Below are 18,501 nucleotides of genomic sequence, written 5' to 3'. Positions count from 1 at the left end.
AATCCGCCGTACGCAATCTATACGAGTTGCACAACACGAACGTCTCCCGGAAGCAGCGGTTTCATACGATGAATTGTCGAAATCTGGCTCATGTGCAATCGATCCGTAGTTTTAACCTCTACCCAAAGCATTTCAGCCCCATTCACCATCGTGAGATCCGGCCAGCCAGCTCGATACGAAGGATCCTCCATAATCACTGTAGTAATCTGAGCTAACCGTTCTGCTCCGATAGTGGCAAATAACGATGCCATCGTATCTATGTTAAGCCCTGGATACCACTCCTTTACCATCGGCGATGTATAGATTTCCTCAAAATGGCGAACAACATGATCTACATCAGAAGCTCGAATAGCATTTAGGATTAAATTAGAATTCTCCCTATTAATTATAAGCTGTGCCTCCGTGAACCTAGTACAAGCGTCTCCTCGACCAAAAATGTTGAGCTGCGCTAAGGTATCCAATGCCGCAGACCTAATAAGGAGAAGGATCGGGCCACCCTCACAATAAGCGCCTATGTACCCTTGGGTTGCGTAGTAGCGCAAAGCCTCTAATTCTGGTTGCTTCCCGTATGACAAGCCCGCTAATTTCTCGTACGTGACACCTAAGAGTCGGCACTGTTCAGCAAGTGGAAGCATAGTAACGGCTTCTTGCCAGCCTTTAAGTGTAAGCGATCCTTCCTGGTCACAGAATCCTCTTATGGTAAGCCCACGTAGGGTCGCTCCGCTGATGGAAACACTTTCGCCCCTAACCATACTTCGCAGAAGACATTTCATATCATTACTTAGAGGTCGATTCATGTTTTTGTCTACTCGCTGGAAAGAATAAGTCTGTAGTAAGGTTGGGTGGGCAGTTTTTTTGCCCACCGTTTGCATCATCAATTTATTCCGCCTGGGTACGAACAGCATGTGTCCACCAGGCTACAGTATTTATAACGGCACTAACGCATATTGGATTTCTGCTTTTCCTCCACAATGAACACATGGAAATGAGTTGCCATAAGCAATCAAATGAGAACCGACAAAGTTAGATTTATCACATGAAGGACATATGATTTCCATCTCTCTTAGTTTGAAAACAACATCATCATTCTGTTCGGAAACAATATCATAAACTGCCTTGCATCTTGAGCTTGTACAAACAATACCGAGTTCTTTGCTAATGCTTTTATTACGGCATTTAATTTTCGTGTTACAAAATGTGCAAACGAACTCATAAAATACCCCAAAATTAACATTAAATATTGGCGAACTCAGAATTTTATCTATTTCAGCTACTACTTCATTTGCCTTTTTTAGAATTTTTTCTTTAGTTGGTGATTCATAATTTTCTATTTGGGATAGAGTTGGAGCATGAAGAAAATTTCCAAGAGCATTATGTCGTGTATTTGCCCATTCCAATGAAAAACGCTGTTCTTCCCCTAAATATTTCATTGTTTTAGCCGTAATACCTTTTGCATCTTGTTTTCCAATGGAAATCTTATGATTTTTATCAGCGTTAGGATCTGCCTCGCGCAATACACTTATAATTTGTTTCGGCGTCCATTTTTTTACTGTTTCATCAGGAACTTCTTGAATGTAAGTCTGCAACTGCGAATAGGTAATATATTCAATACAGAAGCGTAATTCGAGACACGCGTATTTAGCAGATATTTCATCATCTTTAACGATTAAATCTTTTGCACGCTGTAAGCATTGAAGGGCGATATTTCGCATAATTGATTCCTAAGGATAACGATTAACCAGCCTAGTAGGTCAGGTTGCGCCTGAGCGCTACCTGACACAAGGATGCCTAAAATGTCACATAACCGCTATCGCGGCAATGTGACCTACGTATTAAGCTACACTGCTATGCCATGACAATCACCCATTCCCGTATGCCGCGCCGAGCATCGGAGCATTTATCGGGAATTGCCCGAAGGGGTGCGGCAGGGATGCCGCACGTTGCCGGAGGGACAGGGAAGTCCCTTCCGGCAACCCCCGGTAAATGCGAGAAGCGCAGGAAGCAAGCGGCATCGGGCGGATTTCTTTTGGATACTTTTCTTTGTCCGAACAAAGAAAAGTATCTCGTCCGTGGGTACGAGAACCCACATTCAAATTATCGTCGCGTTAGCGACACACTAATCAAGATCACATCCCTGTGTCCTGGATTCCGGCAATCCCTGCCGGAATGACGGTGTATTGTTTAGCTAACACTAAATAAAAAACCAGTAATAGGGACAAAAAACCCATTTTTCAAACAATAAACTTCCCCAAAACCGTATCCAAAAAATTCCAACCCTTATCCGTGCAGGCATAATAACCGTTTTCCAAGGTGATTAAGCCTTGTTGCTGGCAATCGGACAATCCGGGTTGCAAGGTGCTTGCCGCCAATCCGGTCATGTTTTGGTAATGATTTAAGGTGAATCCGTCACGCAGCCGTAATTGGTTCATGATAAATTCTAGGGGCAGTTCATATATTGCAATAGCTTGGCTGCCGCCGTTTTGAGACGGGTTTTGTAGGTAAAGTTCTGGACTTTTGGCTTTAGAACTGCGGGTAATTCGGTTTGGTAAAGTTTCTGTGATTTTGCCGTGTGCGCCCGCGCCGATACCCAGATAATCGCCAAACTGCCAGTAATTGACATTATGGCGACATTCTTTACCAGGCTGGCTGTACGCCGAAATTTCGTATTGTTGATAGCCATTATCGGCCAATAAGCCTTGGCAATGCTTTTGGGTGGTGAAAATAAACTCGTCGTCAGGCAGTTTGGGCGGGTATTTATGGAATAAGGTGTTGGGTTCTAGGGTTAACTGGTAAAAGGAAATGTGCGTGGGTTGAAGGGCGATGGCTGTTGCTATGTCTTTTTCGCTATCGCCGGAAACCGCACTGGGCAAGCCAAACATCAAATCCAGGTTGAAATTGGTGAATCCTGCATCGTGTGCTATTTCGGCAGCTTTAACCGCTTCCTGAGCAGAATGTACACGCCCCAGCCTTTGTAATAGATCCTCATTAAAACTTTGTACGCCGATGGATAAGCGGTTAATGCCCAAGGTATTGAACTCTTTGAATTTTTCGCTTTCAAACGTGCCAGGATTGGCTTCCAGGGTGATTTCTAGGTTTTCTTCAAACGTAACGCGCTGCCTAATTCCAGTAATTAAGCGATCTACCGACTCAGGCGAAAACAGGCTGGGTGTGCCTCCGCCGATAAAAATGCTATGGATGGGGCGGGTGATGGCATACTTTTCGATGTCTAATGACAAATCCGACAATAAAGCATCAATATAAGCCGATTCCGGCAAATCCGCCTTTTTTGCGTGGGAGTTAAAATCACAATAAGGGCATTTTTTGATGCACCAGGGGATGTGGACGTATAGACTAAGTGGCGGCAAAAGGGTCTTCAGGTGGTTTATTAATCTGGCGGTCAGTTTAACATTAACGGCTTTATCCGAATAACAAACAACACTATTTATCTTGCGGCAACAGGCTTAGAATAAATCTTAAGGCAGAGTTAACTTTTTTTGTTTACGTTGTGTTGGTCAATAGCAACTAATTATGGAGTCACAATGCGGCTTTTACTGGTAGAAGATGATGAAATATTGGGCGATGGCTTGGCTGCTGGCCTGAAAATGGAGGGTTATGCCGTGGATTGGCTGACCAATGGCAAGCTGGCTGACGAAGCGCTCAAAATGAATTGCTATGAGCTGGTCGTCCTGGATTTGAATTTGCCGGACATGGATGGCTTGTCCATTTTGCGTGCATTAAGGGCGCGCAAAGATGAAACGCCCGTGTTGGTGCTGACCGCCAAAGATACCGTACCTGACCGGGTAGAAGGCTTGGACAGCGGCGCGGATGATTTCGTCATCAAGCCCTTTGAGTTGGATGAAGTGTGCGCTAGATTAAGGGCATTGGCACGACGAAACGAGGGCAGAAGCACACCAACCATCGAGTACAAAGGCATCGTACTTGACCCTGCCTCGCATCAGGTGACTTTCAACGACGAAAAAGTGGAGCTATCCCAAAAAGAATTTGAGATTCTCAGCTTTCTGATGGGCAATATTGGCCGCGTGGTATCCCGTGCCAGGCTGGAGGAAAGCCTGTACTCATGGAGTTCCGACATTGAAAGCAACACCGTGGAAGTGCATATCCATTATCTTAGGAAAAAACTCGAATCGGGTATCATCCGTACCGTCAGGGGAGTAGGCTATATCATTGATTCAGAAAATGAAACAGGTTCTGATTCAGAAGATGAAGAATGAACTATTATTCGCTACGACAACTGTTGTTAGTGACTTTATTGTCAGCCTCCATGCTGATATGGGGAATTACTGCCTATATTAATTACCGCGTCACCCGCGATGAAGTTGCCTCTCTTTTTGATGCTGAATTGGCCCAGTCGGGAAAGGTATTGCTGGCGTTTTTGGATGGTCTTCCCCAAGACAGCGCCTTGGAAGAACGCTTAAAACTCGTCCAAACCGACGCATCAGGTCAAGATTATGACCGGAAAATCGCCTACCAACTCAAATCTGAAAATGACGGCTTGTTGCTGCATTCAAAAGCTGCCCAAAACTTTCCGGTTTTAGGCGCTAACGATGCTAAAAATGATGATCCTTTATGGGATGTTTTTGATGAAATGCTGCAAAGCGATGCTTTTGGTCATAAATACGAACGGAAAATAGCCTTTCAGCTATGGTCTAAGGGTAATGGCTTGCTGCTGCGATCAGAAAGCGCGCCTAAATTTGCGTTTTCCTCATCTATTCGCGGTTTCAGCGCAACAACCATCGACGATCATTTGTGGCATGTTTTTAGTATTACCAATGCTACCGGCGATTACGTCATTCATGTCGGCCAAAAAGAGGAAATACGCGCCCAACTGACCGACGATATTTCCCGGCAGTTAGTCACTCAGTTTCTGGTCGGGTTGCCGTTATTGGGCGTGGTTATCTGGTTTATTGTCGGCTATACCTTAAAGCCGCTTAATCGCTTGGAAAGAGCATTATCCAAACGTGAAGCTGGCTTCCTCAAGCCCTTATATACCAAAAAATTACCTAAAGAAGTTGTTCCTGTTGTTAATGAAATCAATAATCTGTTTGCACAGCTTGAGCAAGCTTTTGAACACGAACGCCGCTTTACGGCAGACGCTTCCCATGAGCTAAGAACACCTTTGGCTGGCCTGCTAACCCAAGCACAAGTCGCATTGCGGACGACTGACGATGCGGTACGCAAACAGGCGTTGCTGCGAATTTCGCAAGCTGTTCACAGAATGACAAATATGGTGCAGCAATTACTGACCTTTTCGCGTATCGAATCCGGTAAAGAATATCTTGCCAAAGAAGTTACCTTATTGAACCGGGAAATTATTCAAGTGATTACCGAACTTGAACCTGCTGCACACAAAAAACGTATCCAAATGGAGTTTGTTGAAGAAAATGCCACGCCTATCCTCGCCAATACGCAGCTAATTACGATTTTGGTCAGAAATGTTATTGATAACGCTGTCAAATACACTCCTGCTAACGGCAACATCATGATTTATCTGGAAGGCAGCGAAAAGCAGTTGCAATTCAGAGTAGAAGATTCAGGCCCAGGAATTCCATCAGATCAATACGAAAATTCCCTCAAACGCTTTCACCGCTGCGTAGAAACCGCCCAAACTGTACAAGGCAGCGGTTTAGGCTTTTCAATTGTAGAGCGGATTACGACTATGTACGGTGCTGAATTGGCTCTGGGTGTATCGCAATTTGGGGGTTTGAAGGTGACTGTGATATTCCCTGTGCCTAGACGGAAAGCGGATAATCTAGTCTTGGAAGCTACCTCAGAAAAGCATAGCGCTAAAGCTTAGGCGTTTCTGATCTTATCGAAGAACATAATCAAGATTCTTGGGATATTACTTAAGGTTCATCAATCACCGGATTACTTAACGTCCCAATTCCTTCAATCTCAACGCTAACCGTCTGCCCCGATTTCAGATAGCCCCGTGGCTCCATCTTTACGCCAACGCCACTGGGCGTACCTGTGCTAATCACATCCCCTGGCTCCAAAGTCATGGCTTGCGACAAGTAAGCGATCATTTCATAGCAGTTAAATAGCATGTGACGGGTGTTGGAATTCTGCCTCAATTCTTCATCTACCCAGGTTTTGATGTTGAGATTATGGGGGTCGCTGATTTCGTCGCTAGTCACAATCCAAGGCCCTAGTGGACCGCAAGTATCGAATGATTTGCCTACCGTAAACGTGGGCGAGCGGAATTGCCAATCCCGTACCGACACATCATTAGCAATCGTAAAACCGGCAATTACCTTATGCGCTTCATCCACAGGCACATGGCGGCAGCGTTTGCCGATCACAAATGCCAATTCGCCTTCATAATCCAGCTTGTCGGATACTTTTGGCAGGTGAATGGCATCGCCATTACCAATCACACACGTGCTTTGTTTGGTAAAAAAACTGGGAAATTCTGGCCTGTCGCGTCCGGTTTCGGCGATATGGTCGGCATAGTTAAGGCTGATAGCCAGATATTTTCCTGGCCTGGGTATAGGGGCTTGTAATTTGACTTCCGCTAAAGGAATCCGGTGGTTACCGCTGGCAATGCGTTTGTGCATGGCTTGCAATGCAGCTTCGCCAGCCGAGATAAAATTAATCATTGCCCCTGGCATATTCGTTTCACCCACGCCATCAACCACCTCGTCACCAACAACTGCGCCAAAACGGGAAAAATGATTGTGGCTAAACGTGACTAATTTCATAATTTGCGAGTGTGTTAATAAGTGATTGAATAATAGCTGTAAATTTAGGTTAACCGATCAGCTTGAGTTTGTCTCTTCATCACGAACGGCTTAACGATTGCTGAGTCTATCGTATACGAAGCCCAAAGCGCAAAAACAAGATATAATCGCACAATTTGATAAGCAATTAATCTGAACGAGGAAAGAACATGAAGAACGAAAACTGGATCGCCCCTTCCATTTTGTCCGCCAATTTTGCCAAATTGGGCGAGGAAGTCGATAACGTATTGTCCGCTGGCGCAGACGTTGTCCATTTTGACGTAATGGACAACCATTTTGTGCCTAACCTGACCATCGGGCCACTGGTTTGCGAAGCCTTGCGTAAACATGGTGTTACCGCACCGATTGACGTACATCTGATGGTTGAGCCGGTAGATCGTATCATCCCTGATTTTGCCAAAGCAGGCGCGTCTATCATCACCTTCCATCCAGAAGGGTCTGTGCATATTGACCGCACCTTGCAGTTGATTAAAGATTGCGGTTGCAAAGCGGGTTTAGTGTTCAATCCCGGCACACCCTTAAACCACCTGGATTATGTCATGGATAAACTGGACATGATTTTGTTGATGTCGGTTAACCCTGGTTTTGGCGGACAATCCTTCCTGCCTTCTGCTTTAGGCAAATTGCGTGAAGTGAGAAAACGCATTGATGAAAGCGGTTTTAACATCCGCTTGGAAATCGATGGCGGTGTTAATGGTGCTAACATCGGCGCGATTAAAGCGGCAGGTGCGGATACTTTTGTGGCTGGTTCCGCCATTTTCGGCAAGCCGGATTATAAGGCGATTATTGATGAGATGCGGGCGGAGATGGCGAAGGTTGGTTAGTAGTTAATTCAAGAGCTATATGACTATTTATAGTTTCAAAGATAACTTTTTTGAAAAAATCGGGGCTACGACCTTTAGTGCCGAAGGGCTGTTAGAGAGACATCATTTACAAACAGCCCTTAAACGGCAAATCGATATAATTGCTCCTAATTGCTTAGTTATATCCGAAGAGTTTTCAGAATGGGCTGGATCATTTCGTCGAATCGATTTGCTTGCTATCGATAAACAAGCAAACCTCGTAGTAATTGAATTAAAAAGAAATGAAACGGGAGATTATATGGAATTGCAGGCATTACGTTATGCCGCAATGGTTTCTACGCTTACTTTTAGTCGTGCAATTGATATTTACCAAAAATACTTATTATCTATAGATAGTGAGCTAAATGCAAAAAATAGCCTAATGGATTTTCTAGGGTGGGACGAGCCACAAGAAGAAAATTTTGCTTTGGATGTGCTTATTATCCTAGTCTCATCCAATTTTTCAAAAGAACTGACTACTTCAGTTATGTGGCTAAATGAAAGAAATGTAAATATTCGATGTGTTCGAATTATCCCTTACAAATATGAAAATCAAGTATTCATAGATGTTCAACAAATCATTCCATTGCCGGAAGTTGAAAGTTACCAAATTAAAATTAGGCAGCAGTCTGAAGAAAGGCGCGAAGCGCGTGAGTCGCAAAGAGACTTTACCCGTTATATATTTATGGGTACGCAGTATAACAAAAGAAAATTGGTTCTGGCTGTGATACATCAATGGATAAAAGATAATAAACCAAATGCGCTATCTGAACTATCAGCGGCTTTTCCTCAAGGGAATATAACTGTCAAGATATTTACCTCTTTAATTGAGGCAAAAGAAATCTTTCAGCGAACAAATATTCCACGTCATTTTTTAGCAGAAAATGAAATTGTTTCTTTACCTGATGGATCACAACATGCGATATCGAACCAATGGGGTGTGGGAAATATGGAAGAATTCATTAAACAAGCTAGAAGTATTGGACTTGAAGTCACTGAAATAATAAAAGTTAATAATTAGTTTTTTCCCTTTCGCATAAACATTCATGACCCCCGAACAATTCAACACCTACGCCAGACAGGGCTACAACCGCATCCCAGTTTGCCGAGAAGTGCTGGCTGATTTAGATACGCCCCTAAGCGCGTACCTAAAACTGGCCGATGGCCCGTATTCTTATCTGTTTGAATCTGTCCACGGCGGCGAACAATGGGGTAGATATTCGATTATTGGTTTGCCTTGTAAGACTTTGGTTAAGGTTAATGGCAATGAAATCCGGCTGGAAAAAGACGGCGAGGTACTTGAAAGCGTAACCCATGATAATCCTTTAATCTGGATTGAAGACTTCAAAGAGCGCTATAAAGTGCCGGATATTGATGAATTGCCGCGTTTTAGCGGTGGCTTGGTCGGTTATTTTGGCTATGAAACCATTGCTTATATCGAGCCGCGTTTACGTGTCGATAAGCCTGATCCTTTAGGTTGCCCGGATATTTTGCTGATGGTGTCGGAAGAAATCTTGGTGTTCGACAACCTGTCCGGCAAAATGCTATTGCTTACCCATGCCGATCCAGCAGAAGACAACGCCTATAATCTCGCCGTAACGCGCTTGAACAATCTGGCAAAAAAGCTGCGTGAGATGAAAGCCGAGCCAGCCAAGCACACCAATCCTGCCAAAGTGCGGGAATCGGATTTTGTCTCCGGTTTTACGGAAGATGGCTATAAAAATGCGGTGCTAAAAGCCAAGGATTACATCACCGATGGCGATATTATGCAGGTGGTGTTATCCCAGCGCATGTCCATCCCATATAGTGCGCCGCCGCTGGATTTATACCGCGCCTTACGTTGCCTAAACCCGTCGCCGTATATGTTTTTCCTTAATTTGGGCGATTTCCACATTGCAGGTTCTTCGCCAGAAATTCTGGTTAGGTTGGAAGATGACCAGATTACCGTCAGACCGATTGCCGGTACGCGCCGTCGAGGTGCAACACCGGAACTGGATCTGGAACTGGAACAAGAGTTACTGGCTGATCCCAAAGAACTCGCCGAACATCTTATGCTGATCGACTTAGGCCGTAACGATACCGGACGCGTGGCTGAAATTGGCACCGTGGAATTGACCGATAAGATGATCGTCGAACGTTATTCGCACGTTATGCACATTGTGTCCAATGTCACGGGACAATTGCAGTCAGGCAAGAATGCGTTCGATGTGCTGGCGGCGACGTTTCCGGCGGGCACCGTCAGCGGCGCACCTAAAATACGCGCGATGGAAATTATCAATGAGCTCGAACCCGTCAAGCGCGGGGTGTATTCCGGTGCTGTTGGCTATATTTCATGGTCAGGCAACCTTGATACCGCGATTGCGATCAGGACTGCGGTTATCAAGGACAATAGGCTACATATTCAAGCAGGGGCGGGCATCGTGTATGATTCTATTCCCCAAAGCGAATGGGATGAAACCATGAACAAAGGCCGCGCCGTGTTCCGTGCCGTCAGCATGGCGGAAGCAGGGCTTGATAGCGAACAACAGGGAGGGCAAGCATGAGCGCAGTCAACGTAGTGATGATCGACAATTACGATTCTTTCACCTACAACCTCGTGCAATATTTCGGCGAGTTAGGTGCGGATGTTACCGTCTTACGTAACGACCAAGTCAGCGTTGATGAAATTGCCGCATTAAATCCCGATAAAATCGTGATTTCCCCCGGTCCTTGTACACCGAAAGAGGCAGGTATTTCCGTAGCAGCAATCGAAAAATTTGCCGGACACATTCCTATTTTGGGCGTGTGCTTGGGACACCAAAGCATCGGCTATGCCTTCGGCGGCAACATCATCCATGCCAAAAGCATCATGCACGGTAAAACTTCACAGGTTTATCACAAGAATGAAGGCGTATTCAAAGGCTTAACTAACCCATTCACCGCAACTCGCTACCATTCCCTGGTCATCGAACAGGCAGCACTGCCCGATTGCCTGGAAATTACCGCCTGGACGCAGGACGAGCAAGGCAATATCGACGAAATCATGGGCGTTCGCCATAAAACCTTGGATATTGAAGGCGTACAATTCCATCCCGAGTCGATCTTGACGGAGCATGGTCACGATTTGTTGAGGAATTTTTTGGAAAGATGAGTCCAACCGTCTTTAAGGAAGCTGGCTTTCGGTTCTTTTTCTTTTCGAGAGAAGAGCCTAGAATGCATGTCCATATTGTTTCGGAAGACGGTGAAGCAAAGTTTTGGTTAGAGCCAGAAATTGAGCTGGCAAGAAATTACCGATACTCAAGAAAGCAGTTAAAAGTTATCGAGATTAGTGGAAGGTCATTATGATGAACTCATTAGCGCATGGCAAAGACATTTCGGCAGTTGAAATAACCCATATTTCCAGTCACGGTATATGGTTATTGGCACATGAAGAAGAATTGTTTATGTCCTACGAGGATTTTCCTTGGTTTAAAAATCAGCCAGTAAGTGCCATTATCGCCGTTGAAGAAGTTTCGCAAGGGCATTTTTATTGGCAAAAGATTGATGTTGATTTGACACTAGAAATGATTAAACACCCTGAACGGTTTCCTTTGATGGCTACCAATAAAAGACAATTACTATAAATAATATCAATAGGTTACTATATTTATTAAGTGGTATTATGTTAAACGTAGCTGGTAACATAATAGATGCCACTAAACATAACGCAAATGTTTAAAACCACAATAAATTCATAAATGGAAGGCTCTAATAGACTAGAACTTCACTATTACTTTGATGACGATAGTCACCAAATAGATGCATTATTTCGCAACAAATGTGAGTCTGAGTTACTGGCATTGTTAATTGAAGCCGCTAAGATTCTGAACATTGATGCACAATTTATTACAGAAGCGCATCAAGAAGGGGGGTTTAGAGATTTTTGGAAGTTTGTTGGTGATAATTCAGCTCAGATAAATGTACTTCTGGTTTTGATCCCAATCATAATAACTACCGTCCAATTGTTTGACCGTAGTGATAAAGACTTAGAAAAAGAACTAACTCGATTAAATATTGAAGAGAAAAAACTTAGCATTGAAAAGCTAAAGCAAGAGTTGCAGGATGGTGAACATAGCAAAGAGACTCTTAAAGATGCTGCCAATTCAGTGAGCAGCAATCTAAAAATAATTAAAAGAAAGTCTAACTTTTATGCCCACTTAGAAAAACATCAAAAAGTTAAAAGAATTGGGGTTATTCCGTTGGATTCAAACTGGCATCCAACTGCCGATGAAATTTCTGTCAATCGAATTGATTTTAGAAAATTTATTCTAGCCAGCAATAAATTGAAATCTAACAAGGATGATAATGCTGTAATTGAAATAGTATCCCCTGTGTTAAAAGAAGGGTCATATAAATGGAAAGGTATATATAACGAGCTGCCGATTAGTTTTGACATGCAGGATTCAGAATTCAAAGATGCCGTGTTGCTAGAAAAAATACCATTTCAAAATGGTTCGTTTATAAAGTGCGTTTTGATCACACATCGTGAAATTGACGAAATTGGAGACATCAAAATAACAGGTTACTCTGTACCAGTAGTCATAGAAAAAACAGACGGTGATGTATCCTATCGAACCATACAAGGAAAGAAATATCGGCATACTCAAAAGCTCAAAGAATCTCAGACAGATCTTTATGAAGAGTAACCTACACCTTTACTCGCTTAACGGAAAAACCTGCGTACCGAGCATTATCCCCCTGTCCGGCAATTGAAGGATTTCAATGAATAAGTTATTAGTCTTATTAAACACCCTGTTTTTAGCTGCCTGTAGCGTATTCGGCATGCCCTCAGTCGAAGAAGCGGGTTATGACGTACTTAAGAAACACGATACCATCCAGATCAGGCAATATAAGCCGCTTTTGGCTGCACAAACGGAAGTTGATGCGAGTTACGATGAAGCAAGTAAAAAAGCATTTCAACGCTTGTTTGATTACATTTCCGGCAACAATAAAGCCCAGCAAAAAATTGCGATGACCGCACCTGTTATTCAGGAAAAACAATCGGAAGAAATTGCTATGACTGCGCCGGTGTTTCAGGAGAAATCCGGCAAGACTTGGTTTATGTCGTTTGTCTTGCCAGCAGATTACACCCTGGCAACCGCACCAGTACCGCTGGATTGTACGATTGTCCTCAAAGAAATACCGAGCAAGAAAGTCGCCGTCCTGAGTTATACCGGATTTCTTTCTGAGCAAGCGATTGATGAAAAAACCAGTGAATTGAAAAGTTGGCTCGATGCTAACGGTTACAAAGCCATTTCTTCGCCGCGTTCAGCAGGTTTTGATCCGCCTTGGACGTTGTCATTCCTGCGTCGCAATGAAGTACATATTGATGTAGAGTAATTTAAAATATTATAGAGACCATGACAATAAAAGACAGTAACGGTACTGAACTTAATGACGGCGATTCTGTACAAGTGATTAAGGATTTAAAAGTAAAAGGAACTTCCGTTACCCTTAAACGCGGAACGGTCATCAAGAATATCCGCCTGACTGACGATGAAGAATTGATTGAATGCAATGCGGATAAAGTCAAAGGGCTGATACTCAAAACCTGTTTTTTGAAGAAAGTTTCGTAAAAAAAGCTGAACCTTCTAAATTCCGTTCGCCCTGAGCCTGTCGAAGGGTAGGTGGGATTTAGAAGGTTAACTCAATTGGTGAGATGTGTTGTAGTCCGCCCATGCTTCGATAGGCTCAGCACGAACGGATTACAACACATTTCAGCTGACTTTATTAGGTCTAAACCTTATGATCGGCTTTAATAAAGCCATCATATTTTCAGTCAGAAGATAGGTTTGATGAACAACGCCAAAATGGATATAAAACAAGCTCTAGCCTCCTTATTAAATAAGCGGAACCTCAGTGCCGAGCAAATGCGGGATGTGATGCGGCAAATCATGGGCGGCGGTGCGACCGATGCTCAGATTGCTGGATTTTTGATTGCCTTACGTTGCAAAGGCGAAACTGTCGATGAAATTGCCGCCGCCGTTGAGGTGATGCGCGAACTGGCAAGCAAAGTGCCGATAACAGGCGATCATATAGTCGATACCTGCGGAACCGGTGGTGATGGCGCGAATACGTTTAACATTTCGACGACCTGTGCTTTTGTGGTTGCCGCAGCGGATGGGCAGGTAGCCAAGCACGGCAACCGCTCGGTATCCAGCAGTTGCGGTAGCGCCGATGTGCTGGAAGCGGCGGGTGTTAACCTGGATTTATCGGCAGAACAGGTGACAGAATGCGTACGCGACATCGGAGTGGGCTTTTTATTCGCCCCCAAACATCATGGCGCAATGAAACACACCATCAATGTACGCAAGGAAATGGGCGTAAGAACGCTGTTTAACCTGCTCGGGCCCTTATCTAACCCTGCATCAGCACCTAACCAACTGATCGGCGTTTTTTCCAAAGACTGGGTAGAGCCATTGGCGCAGGTGTTAAAAAAACTCGGCAGCCAGCATGTGTTGGTGGTCAGTGCCGACGATGACCTGGATGAGATCAGCATTGCTTCAGCCACGCATGTTGCCGAACTGAAAAATGGCATAGTTTCGACGTATACCGTAACGCCAGAGCAATTCGGTTTGCGACGGGCGAGTTTAGCTGAGTTATCAGTAACTAACGCCGCAACCAGCCTGGACATGATAAAATCTGTCTTGAATAATCAGCCCAGTGCGGCACTGGACATCGTGCTGTTAAATTCTGGTGCAGCGATTTATGCAGCGAATATCACCGACACCTTTGTTGATGGAATTAACAAAGCTCGTGAAGCCATTGCCAGCGGTGCGGCCTTATCAAAGCTGGAAGCGCTGATTCAATATTCCACAAAAATAACACAACAAAAACAATGACCGACACCCCAGACATTTTAAAAAAAATCCTAGCTAAAAAAGTCGAAGAAGTTGCCAATCGCAAACAGCGCATGAGCATTGCCGATCTTGAAGAGATTGCCCAAGGCGTTGAAAGGCCGCGTGGATTTTATAAAGCTTTGCAGCATAAAGTTGGTACAAAAAAACCTGCGGTTATCGCTGAAATCAAAAAAGCATCACCCAGCCAAGGCGTGATTCGGGAAAATTTTGAACCTATCACTATCGGTTTAGATTATGCCATGAACGGTGCAACCTGCTTATCAGTACTGACTGATAAAGAATTTTTTCAAGGTGCCGAGGCTTATTTACAAATGGTGCGACAACGTTGCCCCTTGCCGGTCATCCGCAAAGATTTCATGATTGATCCATACCAAATCTATGAAACCCGTGCCTTGGGAGCGGACTGTATTTTGTTGATTGTTGCTGCTTTGGGTGATGGGCAAATGCAAGAATTGTCCGATACTGCGACCAAGCTGGGCATGGATGTGTTGGTTGAATCGCATGACGTAGCAGAACTGGAACGTGCCTTGGCATTGGATACTAAACTGATGGGAATAAACAACCGCAATCTGCGTACGTTTGAAACGTCCTTGCAAACGACGTTAGACCTTAAGGTAATGATTCCGTCTGATCGAATCATCATTACCGAAAGCGGCATCCATACCCAAAAGGATGTCCAACTGATGCTGGATAACGAGATTTACGCCTTTTTGGTGGGTGAGACTTTTATGCGGGCAGAAAGTCCAGGGCAAAAAATGCGCGAGTTGTTTTCTTTATAAGCTTATTTTCATCCAGAATGTTGGTAACCTACTCACATAACAATCATAAACTTAACCGTAGATGCACTCAGATCATCCCATAGGTGTTTTTGATTCGGGCGTAGGTGGATTGTCGGTTTTGCGCGAAATTCATCATCTGCTGCCGCGAGAAGATCTTATCTACGTCGCCGATTCCGCCCATGCGCCCTACGGCGATAAGTCCAAAGAATTTATCCTGGAACGGTCTACTGCCATCTTCGAGTTTTTTTTAAGCCATAAGGTCAAGACTGTCGTAGTAGCCTGCAATACCGCAACTGCTGCCGCCGTCAAGGAATTGCGTGGCATTTACAACTTACCAATGGTAGCGATGGAACCAGCGGTTAAGCCTGCCGCCGAACAAACCCAAACTGGCATCATCGGCGTACTGGCGACCAGCAGGACGATCAATAGCAACAATTTCCAGGTCTTGTTTGCCCGGTTTGCCGATCAGGTGCAGGTTATCCCCCAAGCCTGCCCCGGCTTGGTTGACCAAGTGGAGCAAGGCTACCTCGACAGTGCGGAAACCCGCGCACTGGTCGCCCAATATGTGCAACCGTTATTGGCGCAGAATGCCGATATTCTGGTGTTGGGCTGTACCCATTACCCGTTTTTGAAGCCGATTATCCAGGAGATTGCTGGAGCAACCATTAAAGTTATTGATTCTGGCGCGGCCATTGCTAGGCGTTTGCACCACTTGCTCCATCATCATGGCTTGTCATCAGAAAGCCAACAAACAGGCTCTGTGCAATTTTATAGCAGTGCTGAAAACGGCATAGCTGATGGGGTGATCTCAGAACTGTGGGGTAGCCACATTAAAACGGAAAAAATGACTGAAGTGGTATCGGTTTAAGGAATCTCAACAAGTTGATTCCACTCATGGTTCGACAAGCTCACCACGAACGGAATCAACCCGTTGCCGTTCGTCCTAAGCCTGTCGAAGGACTTTTTCAGGGGTTCTTGATTCAATCAAGGACAAAGCTGATCTTCATATTGACACGGTATTCGACAATCTTGCCGTCATTAATAACCAGCTTCTGGTCTTGAACCCAAGCACCTTGAATGCCCCGGATGGTCTTACTGGCGCGTTTTATGCCTTTTTCGATGGCATCATCAAAACTTTTGGCGGAACTGGAGGTTATTTCACTTACTTTTGCGATGGTCATAATTAACTCCTCGATTGAAATTGTGGATTTATTATTACGTAGAGCAAAGAACAGATTTCGTATTAAGCCAAAATCATTAAAGAAACCCTCAAGAACGAAACTTGAGTGGCTTAGTTATAACATTATTTGATTAGCTAGCAAAACTCAACAATTGAATCTTACCGCTTAAAATGCGTAAAACTGGTTTTATCAGCTATCTAACGCAATATCATCAAAGCTACTGACTTGTGGATGTTCGGCTTGAGGGTCTGGTGCATTGTCGCGAGTAAGCCAAATCGTTTGATAGCCCACCGCTTTTGCGGCATCCAACTCTTCTTTAATATCAGATAGGAACAGGATTTCATGTGTAGGAAAGTCGATTTCGATGGCGATTTTACGGTAAGAATCGGCTTCTTTCTTGCCGCCAATCAAGGTGTCAAAATAACCCGAAAATAGCGGTGTTAAGTCGCCTTCTTCGGTATGCCCAAACAACAGTTTTTGCGCCAACACAGAGCCGGAAGAATACACATACAAGGAAATTCCATTAGCTTTCCAAGCCTTAAGATTGTCTATCGCATCTTGGTATATATGGCCTTTAAAATCACCTTGCTGGTAACCTGCTTCCCAGATCAAGCCTTGCAAGGCTTTTAACGGCGTGATTTTCTTGTCTTGGTCTATCCATTCGATTAACTGTTCGATGGCATTTTCAGCGGATAGTGAAATATTCGCTTCATCACATGTATCGACTAGAAGTTGCTTGATATAAGGTTCGTCATGGTGTTGCCGGACATAATTGGGCAGTTTTGTACGGGCATAAGGGAACAGCACATCCTTGACGAAAGACAATGACGAGGTCGTGCCTTCAATATCGGTGACGATGGCTTTAATCATTTAAGTTCAGCCACTGTTTCATCAAGCGTAGGGAAGGCTTTGGCAATGTCACTTCCGGTGAATTTGGCAACCCAGCCTTCTTGCGTGGTAAACAGGCGGATAACCTTAAAACTGGGATTCTCCCCCATGTCAAACCAGTGTGTGGTGTGGGCGGGAACGCTGATAAGGTCGCCTTTCTCGCATAAGACCGCATAAACTTTGCCGTTAACATGCAGATAAAACAGCCCACAGCCGTCGATAAAAAACCGTACTTCAAAATCGTCATGGGTGTGTTCAGCTAGGAATTTTTGCCGAAATTCTGCTTTTTGCGGGTGATCGGGGCTTAAGTTAATCACGTCCACGGATTGAAAACCATAAAGCTGCTTCAGCTTGTCTATGGATTCCTGATAAGCGGCAATGACAGTTTCCTGGTCGTCATCGGCAGTCAGTTCACGATTGGCCGTCCAGCGTTCAAACTTGACATCAATGCCCGCAAGTTCCCGTTCTATATCGGAAAAATTGGTGTAGCGGATACCTTTTTCCGGTTGGTTTTTTGAATAACTGTCGGGGTAAATGATCAATAAGCTCATGGTTTTTTGACTCCGCGCAGTCGCAATTCGCAATCCAATAAATAATCCAACGCTTCCAGATGGCGCAGGGCTTCCGGTACGGATTCACCCCAGGTATATAAACCATGTCCGGCGATTATATAAGCATAACAATCAGTTGCGGCATCCAGATAGCTATTTACCACTTGAGATAAGCGCGGAATGTCTTGGTCGTTGGCAAAAATCGGCACCGTAATTTGTGTTTCATGTGTAGAAATACCCCGAAAAGCTTTCAACAATTCGTAATTTTCCAGAATAATCTCATCACCAAATAACCTTGAAACCAAATTGGCATTGATCGAATGCGGGTGCAAAATGGCTTGTATGCTTGGATAACGCTTGTACAAACTGGTATGTAAACCTGTTTCCGCTGATGGCTTCTTGCCGTCCAGCACGTTGGCATCGGCATCAATCAACATAATATCATCGACTTGCAAACAGCCTTTGTGCTTGCCTGATGTCGTGATCGCAATCGTACCATCCGGCAATCGGGCAGAAAAATTGCCGCTGGTCGCTGGCACCCAGCCCTTGCTGTCGATGAATTTTCCGGCATTGCACAAGGCTATCGCTGCGGTTTTGAAATTTTGGGAATAAATCATAATGACT

At 44.4% G+C, this 18,501-nt stretch carries 23 protein-coding genes; 15 read left to right on the top strand and 8 right to left on the bottom strand.

The genetic code is table 11. The features are described from left to right. Positions 1-17: 17 nt before the first annotated feature. On the bottom strand, positions 18-875 hold the full coding sequence (locus AC1YY3_RS00485; protein ID WP_481823702.1) for a hypothetical protein: 858 nt from the start codon (positions 873-875) through the stop codon (positions 18-20). Between the two features lie 51 nt (positions 876-926). Continuing rightward, positions 927-1,712: a hypothetical protein gene (locus AC1YY3_RS00480; RefSeq protein WP_481823703.1), complete on the bottom strand. Its 786-nt coding sequence runs from the start codon at positions 1,710-1,712 to the stop codon at positions 927-929. Between the two features lie 140 nt (positions 1,713-1,852). Here AC1YY3_RS00480 and AC1YY3_RS00475 point away from each other — a divergent pair, with 140 nt between their 5' ends. Continuing rightward, positions 1,853-2,170, top strand: coding sequence for a hypothetical protein (locus AC1YY3_RS00475; protein ID WP_481823704.1), 318 nt, complete (start codon positions 1,853-1,855; stop codon positions 2,168-2,170). Between the two features lie 61 nt (positions 2,171-2,231). On the opposite strand, the gene hemW is transcribed toward AC1YY3_RS00475, so the two are convergent. Further along, on the bottom strand, positions 2,232-3,365 hold the full coding sequence (gene hemW, locus AC1YY3_RS00470) for a radical SAM family heme chaperone HemW (RefSeq protein WP_481823705.1): 1,134 nt from the start codon (positions 3,363-3,365) through the stop codon (positions 2,232-2,234). 174 nt (positions 3,366-3,539) lie between these two features. Between hemW and AC1YY3_RS00465 the strand changes: the two genes are divergently transcribed. Further along, positions 3,540-4,232 (top strand): response regulator, encoded by a 693-nt coding sequence (locus AC1YY3_RS00465; protein ID WP_481823706.1) that lies wholly within the window; start codon positions 3,540-3,542, stop codon positions 4,230-4,232. Then, positions 4,229-5,815: an ATP-binding protein gene (locus AC1YY3_RS00460; RefSeq protein WP_481823707.1), complete on the top strand. Its 1,587-nt coding sequence runs from the start codon at positions 4,229-4,231 to the stop codon at positions 5,813-5,815. The genes AC1YY3_RS00465 and AC1YY3_RS00460 overlap by 4 nt, the downstream gene beginning before the upstream one ends. A gap of 49 nt (positions 5,816-5,864) precedes the next feature. Here the strand turns inward: AC1YY3_RS00460 and AC1YY3_RS00455 are convergent, their stop codons facing one another. Beyond that, complete coding sequence (locus AC1YY3_RS00455) at positions 5,865-6,719, bottom strand: fumarylacetoacetate hydrolase family protein (protein WP_481823708.1); 855 nt, start codon at positions 6,717-6,719, stop codon at positions 5,865-5,867. A gap of 188 nt (positions 6,720-6,907) precedes the next feature. Between AC1YY3_RS00455 and rpe the strand changes: the two genes are divergently transcribed. The 12 genes from rpe (at position 6,908) to murI (ending at position 16,125) form a co-directional block, all read left to right on the top strand. Then, positions 6,908-7,582: a ribulose-phosphate 3-epimerase gene (gene rpe, locus AC1YY3_RS00450; RefSeq protein ID WP_481823709.1), complete on the top strand. Its 675-nt coding sequence runs from the start codon at positions 6,908-6,910 to the stop codon at positions 7,580-7,582. Positions 7,583-7,601: 19 nt separating this feature from the next. Beyond that, positions 7,602-8,621 carry a hypothetical protein gene (locus tag AC1YY3_RS00445; RefSeq protein ID WP_481823710.1) on the top strand — a complete coding sequence of 340 codons (1,020 nt, stop codon included), beginning with the start codon at positions 7,602-7,604 and terminating at the stop codon, positions 8,619-8,621. Positions 8,622-8,646: 25 nt separating this feature from the next. Next, the gene (gene trpE / locus AC1YY3_RS00440) at positions 8,647-10,143 is read left to right on the top strand and encodes an anthranilate synthase component I (protein ID WP_481823711.1); all 1,497 of its coding nucleotides are present in this window, start codon (positions 8,647-8,649) and stop codon (positions 10,141-10,143) included. Continuing rightward, the gene (locus AC1YY3_RS00435) at positions 10,140-10,730 is read left to right on the top strand and encodes an anthranilate synthase component II (RefSeq protein WP_481823712.1); all 591 of its coding nucleotides are present in this window, start codon (positions 10,140-10,142) and stop codon (positions 10,728-10,730) included. The genes trpE and AC1YY3_RS00435 overlap by 4 nt, the downstream gene beginning before the upstream one ends. Then, a complete protein-coding gene (locus AC1YY3_RS00430; RefSeq protein WP_481823713.1) occupies positions 10,727-10,924 on the top strand; it encodes a DUF4160 domain-containing protein in 198 nt (65 codons plus the stop codon). The genes AC1YY3_RS00435 and AC1YY3_RS00430 overlap by 4 nt, the downstream gene beginning before the upstream one ends. After that, positions 10,921-11,202, top strand: coding sequence for a DUF2442 domain-containing protein (locus AC1YY3_RS00425; RefSeq protein WP_481823714.1), 282 nt, complete (start codon positions 10,921-10,923; stop codon positions 11,200-11,202). Before AC1YY3_RS00430 ends, AC1YY3_RS00425 begins: the two co-directional genes overlap by 4 nt. Positions 11,203-11,316: 114 nt before the next feature. Next, positions 11,317-12,264: a hypothetical protein gene (locus tag AC1YY3_RS00420; RefSeq protein ID WP_481823715.1), complete on the top strand. Its 948-nt coding sequence runs from the start codon at positions 11,317-11,319 to the stop codon at positions 12,262-12,264. Between the two features lie 76 nt (positions 12,265-12,340). Further along, positions 12,341-12,958 carry an SOUL family heme-binding protein gene (locus AC1YY3_RS00415; protein ID WP_481823716.1) on the top strand — a complete coding sequence of 206 codons (618 nt, stop codon included), beginning with the start codon at positions 12,341-12,343 and terminating at the stop codon, positions 12,956-12,958. Positions 12,959-12,978: 20 nt separating this feature from the next. Beyond that, entirely contained in the window at positions 12,979-13,194 is a 216-nt protein-coding gene (locus AC1YY3_RS00410) for an alkylphosphonate utilization protein (RefSeq protein WP_481823717.1), read from the top strand. 234 nt (positions 13,195-13,428) lie between these two features. Further along, positions 13,429-14,460 carry an anthranilate phosphoribosyltransferase gene (trpD, locus tag AC1YY3_RS00405; RefSeq protein WP_481823726.1) on the top strand — a complete coding sequence of 344 codons (1,032 nt, stop codon included), beginning with the start codon at positions 13,429-13,431 and terminating at the stop codon, positions 14,458-14,460. Beyond that, on the top strand, positions 14,457-15,257 hold the full coding sequence (gene trpC / locus AC1YY3_RS00400; protein ID WP_481823718.1) for an indole-3-glycerol phosphate synthase TrpC: 801 nt from the start codon (positions 14,457-14,459) through the stop codon (positions 15,255-15,257). Before trpD ends, trpC begins: the two co-directional genes overlap by 4 nt. A gap of 61 nt (positions 15,258-15,318) precedes the next feature. Then, entirely contained in the window at positions 15,319-16,125 is an 807-nt protein-coding gene (murI, locus tag AC1YY3_RS00395) for a glutamate racemase (protein WP_481823719.1), read from the top strand. Positions 16,126-16,237: 112 nt separating this feature from the next. Here the strand turns inward: murI and AC1YY3_RS00390 are convergent, their stop codons facing one another. The 4 genes from AC1YY3_RS00390 to AC1YY3_RS00375 all read right to left on the bottom strand — a co-directional run bounded on the left by AC1YY3_RS00390 (position 16,238) and on the right by AC1YY3_RS00375 (position 18,494). Beyond that, on the bottom strand, positions 16,238-16,438 hold the full coding sequence (locus AC1YY3_RS00390) for a dodecin family protein (RefSeq protein ID WP_481823720.1): 201 nt from the start codon (positions 16,436-16,438) through the stop codon (positions 16,238-16,240). Positions 16,439-16,627: 189 nt separating this feature from the next. After that, positions 16,628-17,308 carry an acireductone synthase gene (gene mtnC / locus AC1YY3_RS00385; protein WP_481823721.1) on the bottom strand — a complete coding sequence of 227 codons (681 nt, stop codon included), beginning with the start codon at positions 17,306-17,308 and terminating at the stop codon, positions 16,628-16,630. Continuing rightward, positions 17,305-17,877, bottom strand: a complete 573-nt coding sequence (locus AC1YY3_RS00380; protein ID WP_481823722.1) for a 1,2-dihydroxy-3-keto-5-methylthiopentene dioxygenase — start codon at positions 17,875-17,877, stop codon at positions 17,305-17,307. The genes mtnC and AC1YY3_RS00380 overlap by 4 nt, the downstream gene beginning before the upstream one ends. Beyond that, entirely contained in the window at positions 17,874-18,494 is a 621-nt protein-coding gene (locus tag AC1YY3_RS00375; protein ID WP_481823723.1) for a methylthioribulose 1-phosphate dehydratase, read from the bottom strand. The genes AC1YY3_RS00380 and AC1YY3_RS00375 overlap by 4 nt, the downstream gene beginning before the upstream one ends. Between the last annotated feature and the right edge of the window lie 7 nt (positions 18,495-18,501).

This window comes from Methyloglobulus sp. (assembly GCF_964779595.1).
Note: the sequence above shows the minus strand (reverse complement) of the source record. Positions and strands in the feature narration are given on the sequence as shown.